This window comes from Reyranella sp., assembly GCF_036558665.1.
Lineage (GTDB): Bacteria > Pseudomonadota > Alphaproteobacteria > Reyranellales > Reyranellaceae > Reyranella.
On the sequence record NZ_DATBFE010000021.1, the window covers coordinates 26,409 to 39,522 of the forward strand.

The window sequence follows — 13,114 nt, forward strand, 5'->3', positions numbered from 1 at the left end:
GCGTTACCCGTGTGACCGGCAAAGACCTCACTGCACGTTACGCACGAGGGCGAGGATCTTCACCGCGTGCGGCCCGAGCTCTTTGGCAAGGCTATCCTGAATCGGCTGGGCATCCTTGGCGAAGCCCGACTTGTCGACGTTGTCGACGATCTTCACGCCCATCTTCTTGAGTTTTTCGGCCGAATCCTTCTCGAGCTGAAGTGCCTTGGCGGGTTCGACCTTGCTCACCTCGTCGGCCGCCGCCTGCACCCACTTCTTCTCCTCGTCGTTCAGGCTGTTCCAGGTCTTGTCGCTTACCCAGATGCAGTTGTTGTTGGCCTCGTGCTCGGTCATCGACAGGATGGGCGCGACCTCGTAGTGCTTGTTGGCGAGATAGACGTTGACGCCATTCTCGGCGATGTTGACCACGCCGGTCTGCAGCGAGGTGTAGACTTCGCCGAACGGCATGTGCACCGTCTGCGCGCCATAGGCGGGGAAGTGCGTGTCCTCCGTCTTGGTCGCCTGCACGCGCACCTTCTGGCCCTTCACGTCGGCCACCGACTTGATCTCCTTCTTCGAGTACATGCTCCGCATGCCCATGGTCATGAGCCCGAGCACGTGGCCGCCCTTCACCGTGTCCGAGATCATGTCGCGGAAGGCCTGTGCGACCGCGGGATCGGCGATTACCCGTGTGAGATGCCCCTGATCGCGGAAGATATAGTGCAGCGAGAAGACGCCCGCCTGCGGTGACACCGAGGCCGCGTTGGCGGTCGAGGTGATGACGAAGTCGATGTCGCCCGCGCGCATCTTCTCCAGCATCTGCGGCTCCTGGCCAAGCTGCGCACCGGGGAACTGGTTGATGCTGAACTTGCCACCGCTAACCTCCTTGAGCTTTGCATCGAAGAGGTTGCCCGCGACGCCGTAGGCCGTCGTGGTCGGCTGGTCATAGGCAAAACTGAAGGCCCGGTTCTGTGCCGACGCCTGGCCGGCGATTCCCAACGCCACGCACGCAACCGATGACGCCAGCGCCATACGGCGCCAAAGTGCCTTGGCCATCGTTCTCTCCCTGGCGGCGATCTCTTCGGATCGGATCTTTGTTGCCGGCAGAGTGGCACTTCGCGCGTCGGACGACAACTGCGGCCAGCCCGGCTCAGGAGGAGGTCAGGAAGTCCTCGACCAGGCGATTGAAGGCCGAGGCCTGCTCGAAATAGGGCGAGTGCCCACAGTCGGGAAGGATATGGGCGCCGGCACAGGGCAGCTTGGCGGCAACGGCAGGGCAGAGGAAAGCCGGGAACACGACGTCCTCGGCACCGCCGATCAGCATCGTCGGCACCTTGAAGTCCCCGAAATCCGCGAGCGAGCGGGTCGCGGTACGGCGCAGCCCAGCGCGCAGCTTCTCCTTGTCGAGGGCGCCTGCCATCTCGTCGATGCTGCGGTAGAGAAGATGCAGCGCCGGGTGGCGCTCCGCCGCCCTGACGCCCATGGCGGGATGGATATTCCTCGCGTGTCCTTCGGCGATGGCGGCCTCGGCCTTCTTGGACCAGGCATCGTATTTCACACCGCCCGACGGATCGCAGTCCCTGCGGTTGAGCGTGCCCGCGGTCGAGCTCAGGACCAGTGCCTTCACGCGCGCAGGCTGGGCGATCGCATATTCCAGCGTCGTCCAGCCGCCCATCGACTGGCCGACAAGGCGCACGTCCGCAAGCTTCAGATGGTCGATCAGCGCGGCCAGATCGCCGGCATAATCTGCCGGATCGGGACCTTCCGGGATGGCATCCGACGGCGCGAAGCCCCGATGGGCGAACGTCACGCAGGTGTAGTGCGGGGCAAAATGCGCGACCTGTTGCCACCAGCTCAGATGATTGCCGCCGAGGCCGTGGGCGAAGACCACCGCCGGCCCGCTGCCAGTGACCTCGTAGTAGAGCGCGCCGAAGGGTCGGTTCAACCGTCCGACCGTGCGCTGCGGGGTGCGATAGGAGCTCATGTTGGTCCTCTTCAGAAGAGGACCAACCTAGAACCCGCGACGCCGAGCAGCCAGCGGCCGGCGACGAACACACGGAATTTCCTCTCGAATGGCGAGTTCTCGCGGCCAGCCAACCGTGCGACGGCGAGTTGGTAGACCGCCTGTGCCGCGGCGCCCGCCGCGACATGGATCGAAGGGCGCGCGGCATTTCCCATGCGGGCGGCTGCTGCGGCGGCTTTGCCGTGCACGAGATCGCCCGCTTCCGTCGTCAGCTCGGTAAGCGCGGTCCACTGCGCCCGTCCCGGATATCGTGCCTCCGCCTCGACAACCAGCGCCTTGCGCAGCGCCTCCTCGCGGTCCCACCAGCCCGACGTATCAGGGGTCTTCAGCAGCCTTTCGGCCTGAGGCCAGTCGCGCACCAGATCGACCGCGAGTGCCCCGAGTCCGAGCACTTCGGCGTAGGCGATCGCATCGGAGCGGTCTCCTTCGGTCAGCGGCTCGCCAAGGGCCGCGAACCACGCCGCCGCCTTCACCTGCGCGCGAAGCGATCCGAGCAGCGTTGCTGGAAGCGCGGCGGCGCTCATCGTCAGGGCGTCACGCCGCCTGGCGGATCTCCGGCAAGGTGAGGCCGTACTTTGCGGCAACCTCGGTCGCGCGCTTCACATAGTCCTCGCGCATCTCGTCGTTGGTGCGCTGCTTGATCTTCCACTTGCGGAAGATTTCGTTGTTCTTCGACTTCGATCCGCCGAAGAACCTGGGCAGATACGGCCAATATTCGTTCACCGCCGCCTGCAATTTCGCCTTGCCCTCCGGCGTCTTCACCAGCTCGGCGGAGAAATCCTCGCCAAACTGCGCATGGAAGCGCTCCTCCGGCATGGTGGCGCGCGCCAGGTTGCGCAGCGGATGGAAGGTGCAATGCAGGAGATCCTCGACCTGCAGGATCTCGGCAAGATCGGCAAGGAGCTTGATGGCGACGAATTCTTCCCAGGTCTTCAACGGAAACTCGAAGATCGACAACGGCTTCTTGCCTGCGCTCGCCATCATGCGCTCCTCGGGGATGCCGATCTGGAGGCCGAGCTGCTTGAAGCGCACGTGATGGCCGTATTCCTCCATCGCGACACGGCAGGTCAGCCACTTTGCATAAGGCGTCGGCGCGTAGCTGATGGCGGGCTCGTCGAACACCTGCGCGCCATAGAGCTCATTGACCGCGTGGCTGATCACCAGCTTGGCGACGGCGCCGCGATATTCCTCAGGCGCATCCTTCAGCTCTTCGACGGTCTTCACGACGAGGTCGGTCATGGTGGCGCTCCGCTAGACGAGAGGTTCGGTGTTGAAGGCTTCGAGATCGGTGGTGAGGTCAGTGAACTGGCCGGCGAGCTTTGCGACGAGATCCTCGGCGAGCGAGTCCGGGCTGCCGACTTCGAGGCGGCCGATGGGGCGCGGCTGGCCGAACAGGAAGACCTCGCGGCCGCGCACCCCCAGAAGCTGGCCGGTGATGCCCCCGGCACCCGGAGCACAAAGCGCCATCACCAGATTCGCGACATGGTGCGCGCCGATCTTGAGTGCGCGCTCCTTGTAGGCCTTTTGCGCTTCGTTGGCCGGCTGGATGACATCGGTGACGCGCGTCCGCGCGAACGGCGCCACGGCATTCACCGTGATTGCCGCGCGCTGCAGGTCCATGGCGGCGACGCGCGTCAGGCCAAACAAGCCGGCCTTGGCGCTGGCATAGGCCGCCTGCCCGAGATTGCCGTACAGTCCGGCCGAGGAGACGATATTGACGATGCGGCCCCAGTCGTACCCGTCCTTGCCGCCGCGGCCCGCCTTGCCCTGGTCGCGCATCACGGCGGAGGCGGCGTTGATCAGGTAGAAGGCCGCAGAGAGGTTGTTGCGGATTACCGCATCCCAGTCGCGCGGATCGGCACGGAAGACGAAGGCGTCGCGCAGGATCGCGGCATTGTTCACCACGATATCGATGCCGCCGAACTGCTTCACCGCCGTCTCCACGAGCAACCGCGCGACGCCGGGCGAGGCCACGCTCTCGGTGAAGGCGAGTGCCTTTGCACCGATCGTTGCAGCGACGTCGCGGGCGGGTGCGGGATCGGCGCCTTCGCCGGAGATGGACGCACCGACATCGGCCACGACGACGCTCGCACCCTGGGCCGCCAGCGCCTCGGCGATGGAGCGACCGATGCCTCGACCCGCACCCGTGACGATCGCCGAACGTCCGTCCAGGATTCCTGTCATAGCTCCGCCCCCGTCTTCTTTCCGGCATCGGCCATCTCGGCCGCCGTATAAAAAGCGTCGGCATGCACATCGATTCGCCGCATGCCACGCTTCTCGAACAACCTGGTCGCCGCCTCGACCATGACGGGCGGACCGGCGAGATAGGCCTTGCAGCCGTCGAACTCGTCGAAATCCTGGGCAACCGCCTCGTGAACCAGGCCTGTCCGCAGCTTCCCGCCGGTAGCTTCGCTCAACACGGGTGTGAAGTGGAGGTTGGCGTGCTTTTGGGCGAGTGCGGAGAAGTGATCGTGCAGGTAGAGGTCGCGTTCGGTGCGGGCGCCGAAATAGAAGTAGACATGCTGCGGCAGCTCCTTGGCGAGCGCGCGTTCGACGATCGACTTCAGCGGCGCCATGCCCGAGCCGCCGGCCACAGCGATGATCGGCCCGCGGTGAGCCTCGCGCAAGTAGGAGGTCCCGAACGGGCCTTCGACGCGAACGCTGTCGCCCAGCCTCAGCCGTTCGCCGACGTAGGCGCTGGTGAGGCCGCCCTCCGTGCGTCTCACATGGAACTCCAAGATCGGATCACCCGGCACATTCGCCATCGAGTAGTCGCGCGGCTGACAGCCGTCGAAGGTGACCGATGCATACTGCCCGGCCGAAAAGTCGAACGGCCCGCCCGCCACGATCTCGAGGCGCACGCGCTTGATGTCGTGAGTGGCATCGTCGATGCCCATCACCGTGCAGGAGAGCACGCGGCGCGGATGGACGATCAGGTCGTCCTCCTCGAGCCACGCCACCTCCGACTCCTCCCAGGGCACGGCGCGGCAGGCGAGGATCAGCCCGCGCTCCTTCTCGTCATCGGACAGCGCGAACTCGGAATAGCCCTCCATGGTGACTTCGCCCTTGACCAGATGGGACTTGCAGGCGCCGCAATTGCCCGACTGACAGCCGTGCGGATAGGCGATGCCCACCTCCAGCGCGGTCTCGAGGATCGTGGCGCCGGTCGGCACCTCGATGGTGCGGCTGGCCGGGGCGATATGGACCTTGAAGCTCATGCCGAAATAACGCCTTGGCGGGGTGGGACGAAACGAATTTGTTTGCTACCCAAACAATCTCCATCTACCACTTGAGGCATGGCCAGTCCATCCGCTCCGCCCAATGGGAAGCTGCGGGCCGAAAACCTGGATCGCGGTATGCTAACCCAACTGCTGGGATATGGGCTGCGGCGCGCCCAGTCGGCCGTGTTCGCGGACTTCGCCAGTACCTTCGCCAGGGCAGGCGAGACGCTGACGCCCGGCGAGTTCGGGCTGCTCGTGTTGGTGGAGCGCAATGCCGGCTTGAGCCAGATGGCGCTGTCCCGCGCCCTCGCCATCGATCGCTCCACCCTCGTGCCGATCCTGAATCGCCTGCAGGCGCGGGGTTTCCTGGTTCGTCATGCCTCGCCGACCGACGGCCGTACACATGCGCTTGCTCTCACGCCCGCTGGCGAAAAGGCACTGGCGAAGTTCGCGCGGCTCGTCAAAGCGCACGAGAAGCGGATCACCGCGGGCCTTTCGGCGGCCGAAACGCGTGCACTGATCGAACTTCTGGAAAGGGTGCGCACGGCGGCCGGTCCGCTATAGTCCGCGCGCCATGAGTTCCACCCATCCCGACTTCGCCCATATCGACGCCGAGTCCGTGACCGCTACGGATCTGCTCGAGCTCCTCCGGGCTTCGCCGGCCGAGGCATGGCAGACGTTGAACGGCAAGCTGCTCGACGTCGACTCGGGTCGCGGCATCGCCCGCTTCCGGTTCGAGATCGTGCCTGCCTTCTGCCATTCACAGGGCAAGATCTGCCAGGGCGGCTTCCTTACCGGCATGGTCGACACGGCGATGGCCACCGCCGCCATCGCCAAGGGCAAGCTCTCGGTCGCCGTGCCGACTCTGGAGATCAAGGTCAGCTTCTTCGAAGCGATGGGACCGGGCATCGTTTTCGCCGAAGGCCGGGTGATGCGCTGGGGCGGCTCCGTCGGCTTCCTCGACGGCGACTTGAGGGACGAGAAGGATCGGTTGATCGTGCACGCGACCTCAACGATCAAAATCGTCAGACCCAAGGCGTAAGACGCGGCGAGGGACCCTTTCTACTCGCCGCCGCCCTTCAGCCGCGCCACTTCCTCTTCCAGTTCCTTGATGCGCGCCACGAGGCTGTTGACCGCCGGTGCGATCTCGGCCTCGCTGTAGCGCGGGACGATGTGCTGGTGGCAGTTTACATCCCACGCCTCGAGCGAAAACACGATCGCGCGTTCGGGCCTCGCCTTGTAGGAGGGATCGACCAGCCGCTCCATCAGCTCGAGATCGCCTTCGACGATGCGCGCGCGACCCCAGAGCTTCACCCGCTGCCGGGTGGCGAAGTGCGGGATGAAGATATGAGCACGATCGTTTTCCCGCAGATGCCCGAGCGTGATGTATTGCCGGTTGCCGGCGAAGTCGGCGAAGGCAAGCGTATGGGTGCCGATCGGCTTCAGGAAGCCGGACGGTCCGCCTTTGTGCTGGATGTAGGGCCGACCGTCGGCGCTCGCGGTCGCGAAGAAGAAGGTATCGATGGCGTCGAGGAACTGGCGGAGATCAGGTGTGATCTCAGTCTGCCAGGTCCGCCCCTCGAAGGAGATGCGCGATCCGAGACGCGTCTGCTCCGCCTTGACTGCCGGCGAAAACAGCACGTCTTCCGGATCGCTCATGATCACCCCAGTTTCTTCCCGAGCTGGCCGGCGACTTCCTGGATGAACTGCCAGGCGACGCGGCCCGAGCGCGCGCCACGCGTCACCGACCATTCGACCGCCTGCTTGCGCAATTCCTCGACTGGCACGTCGAGGCCATAGTGCCGGGCATAGCCCTCGATCATGGCGAAGAAGGTATCCTGGTCGGCGTTGTGGAAGCCCAGCCACAGGCCGAAGCGGTCGGACAGCGAGACCTTCTCCTCCACGGCCTCCGACGGGTTGATCGCCGTCGAGCGCTCGTTGTCGATCATGTCTCGCGACATCAGATGGCGCCGGTTGGAAGTCGCGTAGAACAGGACGTTGTCCGGGCGCCCTTCGATGCCGCCCTCGAGCACCGCCTTCAGTGACTTGTAGGCGGCATCGTGGCCGTCGAACGACAGGTCGTCGCAGAACACGACGAAGCGGCGGTTGTTCTCGCGGACGCGCGCGAGCAGCACAGGGAGCGAGGGGATGTCCTCACGGTGGATCTCAACCAGCGCCAGCGGGCCAGGCGGTCCGCCCATCTCGCGGTTTACCCGGGCATGGGTCGCCTTCACGATCGAACTCTTGCCGGCACCCCGCGCCCCCCAGAGCAGCGCGTTGTTGGCGGGCAGACCCTTGGCGAAGCGGCGAGTATTTTCCAGTAATGTGGCTTTCTGACGGTCGATGCCCTGCAGGAGGTCGAGATCGACCCGGTTTACCCTGGCGACCGCCTCGAGACGGCGGCCGGAGGCATGCCATACATAAGCCTCGGAGGCGGCGATATCGGCGCTGCCCGGCTCCGGCGGAGACAGCCGGTCGAGGGCTTCGGCGATGCGTGAAAGCGTTGCTTTGAGGTCTTGATCCATCGTTGCCCAGAACCGGCGGGGGCGCGAGAAAGGGGGCGACCATATCGCCCGCCGCTCGCGTTGCAAAGCGGGCGCGGGCCGCTATAGTCCGCGCGCTTTTGAGCGGCGGGAAGAATCGGAGCGGACGATGTTCATTTCAGAGGCTTGGGCGCAGGGCACGGGCGCGGGCGGCGGCTCGGATTTCCTGGTGCAGCTCTTTCCGCTCGTCCTCATCTTCGTCGTCTTCTATTTCCTGCTGATCCGCCCGCAACAGTCCAAGATGAAGGCGCAAAAGGAGATGCTGGCGGGCGTCAAGCGAGGCGACCGCGTGGTCACCGGCGGCGGCATCATCGGCCTCGTTACCAAGGTGATCGGCGAGAACGAATTGCAGGTCGAGCTCGCCGAAGGCGTGCGGGTGCGCATCATCAAGCAGACGATCACCGACATCCTGACACGCGGCGAATCGGTACGCGGCGCGAAGGAGGGCGACGAGGACGAGAAGCCAATGCTGCCGTCGGCGGCGCCCGCGACGGAGCGCAAGAGCCTGCTGGGCGGGCTGTTCGGCAAGAAATAGATCGACGAAAGGGGTATCGGCGTCATCGCAGGGTAGTCGGGAATGCTCCATCTTCCGCGTTGGCAGACCATCGCGATTATCATCTTCACCGCGCTCGCCGGTTTCTTCGCGCTGCCCAACATCCTGCCGGACTCGGTGGATGATCTGCTGCCGAAGTGGTACGCGCAGAATCGCATCAACCTCGGCCTCGATCTGCGCGGCGGCGCGCACTTTCTGCTCGAAGCCGACCTGCGCGGCGTGCTGAACGAGCGGATGACCAACGTATCGGACTCGGTCCGCAGCGAGCTGCGCAAGAAGCAGGTCGCCTTCAAGGAAGTGGCGGTCGAGCCCAACGGGCACGTCACGGTGGAACTTCGCGACGAGGCGCAGCGCCCCGCTGCGATCGAGGCAATTCGCGCCGTCGACCCCAGCCTGGTGGCCGCGGGTTCGGGGGCGAAGGTCGACGTTGCTTTTTCCGACCAGGAGCTCACGCGCAAGCGCAAGGAAGTCATCGACCAGTCGATCGAGATCCTGCGCCGGCGCGTCGACGAGACCGGCACCATCGAGCCCACGATCGTGCGTGAGGGTGACGACCGCATCCTGCTGCAGGTACCGGGGATCAAGGACACGACCGAACTCAAGAGCAAGATCAACCAGACCGCCAAGCTCACCTTCCATCTGGTGAACGAGGATCTGGCGACGAGCAGCGGCGGCGCTCTGCCGGCGGTGCTGCCGCCGACCACGTCGCTGGTGCCCACGCGCGAGGGCATGCAGGCGCTGAAGGCTGGCAACCCCAAGGCATTCGACGAGATCCAGAGCGCCAATCCGCGACTTTCGCCGGAGCAGATCTGCCGCCGCTACCATCCACCCTGCCTGCCGATCTTCAAGCGCGTGATCGTAGGCGGCGAGGATCTCGACGATGCCAAGGCGACCTTCGAAAGCCAGCAGAACGGCGGCCGTCCGATCATCAGCTTCACCTTCAACGCGGCGGGCGGTCGCTCGTTCTGTGCCGCGACGCGCCAGAACATCGGCAAGCGGCTGGCCATCCAGCTCGACAACGAGATCATCAGCGCACCGGTGGTGCAGAGCGCGATCTGCGGCGGCAGCGGCATCATAACGGGGGCGTTCACGCCGCAGCAGACGCAGGAGCAGGCGCTGCTGCTGCGCTCGGGCGCGCTGCCGGCAACGCTCACCATCATCGAGGAGCGCACGGTGGGCGCCGACCTCGGCGCCGACGCCATCCATGCCGGCACGGTCGCCGCCGTGGTGGGCACGGTGCTCGTCATGTTCTTCATGTTCGGGACCTACGGCCCGCTGTTCGGCGGTTTCGCCAACCTCGCCATGGGGGTGAACCTCCTGCTGGTGCTGGCCGGGATGTCCGTCCTCGGCGCCTCGCTGACGCTTCCCGGCATCGCGGGCCTCGTGCTCACCGTCGGCATGTCGGTCGATTCCAACGTGCTGATCTACGAGCGCGTGCGCGAGGAGAAGGCCAACGGCCGCTCGGCGCTGGGCGCGCTCACGGCGGGCTACGAACGCGCGCTGGCGGCGGTCATCGACTCGAACCTCACGGCGCTGATCGCAGGTGTCCTGTTGTTCGGCTTCGGCTCGGGCCCGATCCGCGGCTTCGCGACGTCGCTGTCGCTCGGCCTGCTCACCCACCTTTTCACCGCCACGATATTCACCCGCATGTTGCTCGCCACCTGGATGCGCTGGCGGCGGCCCACCGAACTCACGCTCTGAGGCCGCGTCATGCTGTGGAAACCGCATCACATCGTTCCCGCCCATACCAAGATCAACTTCATGGGCCACCGCCTCTGGGCGCTCGGCCTCTCGACCCTGGTCAACGTGCTGTCGCTGGCGGGCGTCTTCGTGTTCGGCCTGAATTTCGGCATCGACTTCGAGGGCGGAATCGCCATCCAGGTCCGCGCCAAGCAGGGGACCATCCAGCTCGACGAGCTGCGCAACACGACCGGCGCGCTCGGCATCGGCGAAGTCTCGCTGCAGGAGTTCGGCGACAAGAGCAGCGCCCTGATCCGCGTGCAGCGCCAGCAGGGCAACGCCGAGTGCGTGGCGCACGCCGACGCCGTCATGAAGCGGCGCGTCGGCAACGGCTGGAGCGTCAAACCGGGCGCCGAGGGCACCGGCGACGTTGTCTTCAGCGCGCCGAGCCAGCTCGATGCGGGCGGCTGGCGCGACGCCGTGAGCCGCGTCGGCCTCACCGTGCTCGAGCGCGAGCTGCCACGCGCCAACACCAACACCGTCAAGATCGACATGACTCCCGAGCAGCGCGCCGAATGGTGCCAGCAGGTGGCCATCAAGGTCGTCGACGACGCGATCAGCAACCAGTACGACGTCCGCGGCACCGAGTCGGTCGGCCCGAAGGTCGGGGCGGAGCTGATGCACAGCGGGATCATCGCCGTGCTGGCGACCCTGGCGGCGATCGCGATCTATATGTGGTTCCGCTTCGAGTGGCAGTTCGGCATCGGCGCGCTGATCTCCATGCTGCACGACGTGATCTCGACGATCGGGATCTTCGTGCTGCTCCGGCTCGACTTCAGCCTGACGGCGCTGGCCGCGGTGCTCACCATCGCCGGCTACTCGATCAATGACACCGTCGTAGTGTTCGACCGTGTGCGCGAGAACATGCGCCGCTACAAGAAGCTAGGACTGGTCGACGTTCTGAACCTCAGCATCAACGAGACGCTGTCGCGCACGGTGATGACCTCGATCACCGTGTTCGTCGCCGTGCTGGCGCTGGTCATCTTCGGCGGCCCGGTCCTCTACAGCTTCTCGGTCGCCATGCTGTGGGGTGTCATCGTCGGTACCTACTCCTCGATCTGGATCGCCTGCGCGGGCCTGGTCTACATGAAGCTGCGGCCCGAGCAGTTCCGGCGCGAGGAGGAGGGCGCGAAGGCCAAGGCGTGAGCCCGGCGCGCGGCGAGCCCGACGACAAGACCTTGCCGGCGCCCGATCCGTCGCAGGTGCAGGTGATCCGGAGCTATGGCCCCGGCCGCTTCGTGATCGGCGAGCGCGAGTGGCGCGAGCCCGTGCTGGTGACACCGGGCGCCACCTCGGCCTGGAGCGTGACCCGCATGGAGGACCTCACCTCCGCGAGCGTGGCGGCGCTGCGCGAAGGGCCGGAGCCGGTCGAGTTGCTGGTGCTGGGCTGCGGCGCGCGTGCCGTGTTCCTGCCGTCGTCGCTTCGCACCGACCTCAAGGCCGCCGGCTTGTCGGTGGAAGCGCTGGACACCGGCTCCGCATGCCGGACCTATAACGTGCTGCTGGCCGAGGGGCGCCGCGTCGCCGCCGCGCTGATCCCGATTTAGCTGGCGTTGCGGAAATCCCCCGCTGGAGCGCCCGGGTCCCGCGCGCGACTCGGGATAACACAAACTGCGGTGTCATCCCGGGCCGACGGCGGGGGCCCCTTGTTCCGATGCGACGATCAGGAGACGAACCCGCCGTGACTCTGCGCCGCCATGCAGTAGAGCATGCCGATCGAGAACATGGTGTTGAAGCGGCTGGCATAGAGCGCGATCGGACCGGCCTTGGCCTTCTCCTCCGCCGTCGCCTCGACCAGCCCGAGGATCTTCTTCTGCATCGGCCAGATGATGAACCAGACGTTGAAGGCCATGATCAATGCCATCCACATGCCGATGCCGATCGGGTAGTAAGGCTTGCGCAGCAACAGCGCGTCGACGATGTAATCGTTCATCCAGGCGAGCAACAGGCCGGTGATCACCGTCGCCAGCGCGCCGTAGCGGAACCAGAAGAGGGCGCTGGGCGCGATGTACTTGGACACGGCGCTGCGGCTCTCCACAGGCTGGATCTTGGGCATGGTCGGCGTCTGCACGAAGTTGAAGTACCAGAGGAGCCCGATCCACATCACGCCGCTCAGGATGTGCAGCCAGCGCATGAAGAAAGCGCCCCAGGCATGGTTGAGGTGGATCACGTCCCCCGACAGCGCGGCGGTCACGAGGACGATGACGATGAGGACGACGACGCCGGCTGCGACGGTGCGCCCCAGTGAGGTGAAGATGGCGCCCATATTCGATTTCTCCCCTATCTTGTTGAAGGAATTGGCCTTTCCTCTCCAGAACCATTCTAATCCAGAGCGCCCCTGCGTTCAACGGTCGCAGATGCGCGATTATCCCCGGACCGGCCGTCGGACGTGAGATCGCCCTACCGCGCGCCCGAGAGTTCGCATCGTTATGTGCTCGACACGGTGCGGTCGGCGGATCGCGACCGCTTTCTGGCGGCTCTTTTCGCGCCGGAGACGGCGCGCCGGGGCCTGATGGCGCTGCTGGCGTTCGATCACGAGCTTGCCCGCGCACGAACGGTGACACGCGAGGCGTTGCTGGCCGAGATCCGACTGGAGTGGTGGCGCGAGGCCGCCACGGAGGCGGCGGGACCCGAAAAGCCGCGCCCCCAGCCCGTTGTCGAAGCCCTTAGCGAAGCCGCCCGTCACCACGGTCTGACGGCCGATGCGCTGATCGCCCTGATCGACGCGCGCGCGCAGGCAATCGAAGGCCCGCTCGACGTGGTGCGCACCGGGGCAGCCTTTGCCGATCTCGAACTGGCCATCCTGGACGTCAGCGATGCGGCGACGCGCAAGGCCGCGCATGCTGTCGCTGCCGCCGGCCTGATGGCTGAGGGACCGGAACGCGGCATCCTGCTTTCCGAGGCGCGCGGGCTCGCGCGCAAGGTCGATCCGGCGGCGCTGCCCGTCCTGCTTCAGGCTCGCTTGCTCGACCAGCCGATGAGTCCATGGCGCAAGCCGCTCGTCCTGTGGTGGGCGGCGCGGCGCGGGCGATGGTAAGGTCGCGGCGAAATCAAA

Annotated in this window: 16 protein-coding genes; 7 read left to right on the plus strand and 9 right to left on the minus strand. The window is 65.9% G+C overall.

What is annotated here, in order from left to right; translation table 11 throughout:
* Nucleotides 1-27 precede the first annotated feature (27 nt).
* The 6 genes from VH499_RS03680 to VH499_RS03705 all read right to left on the minus strand — a co-directional run bounded on the left by VH499_RS03680 (nt 28) and on the right by VH499_RS03705 (nt 5,220).
* A complete protein-coding gene (locus VH499_RS03680; RefSeq protein ID WP_414709738.1) occupies nt 28-1,035 on the minus strand; it encodes a TRAP transporter substrate-binding protein in 1,008 nt (335 codons plus the stop codon).
* 94 nt (nt 1,036-1,129) lie between these two features.
* Nucleotides 1,130-1,963 (minus strand): alpha/beta hydrolase, encoded by an 834-nt coding sequence (locus tag VH499_RS03685; protein ID WP_332051335.1) that lies wholly within the window; start codon nt 1,961-1,963, stop codon nt 1,130-1,132.
* 11 nt (nt 1,964-1,974) lie between these two features.
* On the minus strand, nt 1,975-2,526 hold the full coding sequence (locus VH499_RS03690; protein ID WP_332051336.1) for a hypothetical protein: 552 nt from the start codon (nt 2,524-2,526) through the stop codon (nt 1,975-1,977).
* Between the two features lie 10 nt (nt 2,527-2,536).
* Nucleotides 2,537-3,241, minus strand: a complete 705-nt coding sequence (locus VH499_RS03695) for a Phenylacetic acid catabolic protein (protein WP_332051337.1) — start codon at nt 3,239-3,241, stop codon at nt 2,537-2,539.
* Nucleotides 3,242-3,253: 12 nt separating this feature from the next.
* Nucleotides 3,254-4,186, minus strand: a complete 933-nt coding sequence (locus tag VH499_RS03700) for an SDR family NAD(P)-dependent oxidoreductase (protein ID WP_332051338.1) — start codon at nt 4,184-4,186, stop codon at nt 3,254-3,256.
* The gene (locus VH499_RS03705; RefSeq protein ID WP_332051339.1) at nt 4,183-5,220 is read right to left on the minus strand and encodes a 2Fe-2S iron-sulfur cluster-binding protein; all 1,038 of its coding nucleotides are present in this window, start codon (nt 5,218-5,220) and stop codon (nt 4,183-4,185) included. Before VH499_RS03705 ends, VH499_RS03700 begins: the two co-directional genes overlap by 4 nt.
* 78 nt (nt 5,221-5,298) lie before the next feature.
* Here VH499_RS03705 and VH499_RS03710 point away from each other — a divergent pair, with 78 nt between their 5' ends.
* Complete coding sequence (locus VH499_RS03710; RefSeq protein WP_332051340.1) at nt 5,299-5,787, plus strand: MarR family winged helix-turn-helix transcriptional regulator; 489 nt, start codon at nt 5,299-5,301, stop codon at nt 5,785-5,787.
* 10 nt (nt 5,788-5,797) lie between these two features.
* Nucleotides 5,798-6,265 (plus strand): PaaI family thioesterase, encoded by a 468-nt coding sequence (locus VH499_RS03715; protein WP_332051341.1) that lies wholly within the window; start codon nt 5,798-5,800, stop codon nt 6,263-6,265.
* Nucleotides 6,266-6,285: 20 nt separating this feature from the next.
* On the opposite strand, the gene VH499_RS03720 is transcribed toward VH499_RS03715, so the two are convergent.
* Together VH499_RS03720 and VH499_RS03725 are read right to left on the minus strand one after the other, a co-directional pair.
* The gene (locus VH499_RS03720; RefSeq protein ID WP_332051342.1) at nt 6,286-6,882 is read right to left on the minus strand and encodes a pyridoxamine 5'-phosphate oxidase family protein; all 597 of its coding nucleotides are present in this window, start codon (nt 6,880-6,882) and stop codon (nt 6,286-6,288) included.
* 2 nt (nt 6,883-6,884) lie between these two features.
* Nucleotides 6,885-7,748 carry an ATP-binding protein gene (locus tag VH499_RS03725; protein WP_332051343.1) on the minus strand — a complete coding sequence of 288 codons (864 nt, stop codon included), beginning with the start codon at nt 7,746-7,748 and terminating at the stop codon, nt 6,885-6,887.
* 127 nt (nt 7,749-7,875) lie between these two features.
* On the opposite strand from VH499_RS03725, the gene yajC reads away from it, so the two are divergent.
* From yajC to VH499_RS03745, 4 genes are read left to right on the plus strand one after another with little or no spacing between them, the layout of a single operon-like run.
* Nucleotides 7,876-8,301 (plus strand): preprotein translocase subunit YajC, encoded by a 426-nt coding sequence (gene yajC / locus VH499_RS03730; RefSeq protein WP_332051344.1) that lies wholly within the window; start codon nt 7,876-7,878, stop codon nt 8,299-8,301.
* Nucleotides 8,302-8,343: 42 nt separating this feature from the next.
* A complete protein-coding gene (gene secD / locus VH499_RS03735; protein ID WP_332051345.1) occupies nt 8,344-10,020 on the plus strand; it encodes a protein translocase subunit SecD in 1,677 nt (558 codons plus the stop codon).
* Between the two features lie 9 nt (nt 10,021-10,029).
* Nucleotides 10,030-11,205: a protein translocase subunit SecF gene (gene secF / locus VH499_RS03740; protein ID WP_332051346.1), complete on the plus strand. Its 1,176-nt coding sequence runs from the start codon at nt 10,030-10,032 to the stop codon at nt 11,203-11,205.
* On the plus strand, nt 11,202-11,606 hold the full coding sequence (locus VH499_RS03745; RefSeq protein WP_332051347.1) for an Mth938-like domain-containing protein: 405 nt from the start codon (nt 11,202-11,204) through the stop codon (nt 11,604-11,606). Before secF ends, VH499_RS03745 begins: the two co-directional genes overlap by 4 nt.
* Before the next feature lie 116 nt (nt 11,607-11,722).
* Here VH499_RS03745 and VH499_RS03750 read toward each other — a convergent pair whose 3' ends face one another.
* Nucleotides 11,723-12,325, minus strand: a complete 603-nt coding sequence (locus VH499_RS03750) for a urate hydroxylase PuuD (protein WP_332051348.1) — start codon at nt 12,323-12,325, stop codon at nt 11,723-11,725.
* 123 nt (nt 12,326-12,448) lie between these two features.
* On the opposite strand from VH499_RS03750, the gene VH499_RS03755 reads away from it, so the two are divergent.
* Nucleotides 12,449-13,096, plus strand: a complete 648-nt coding sequence (locus tag VH499_RS03755) for a squalene/phytoene synthase family protein (protein WP_332051349.1) — start codon at nt 12,449-12,451, stop codon at nt 13,094-13,096.
* Nucleotides 13,097-13,114 lie beyond the last annotated feature (18 nt).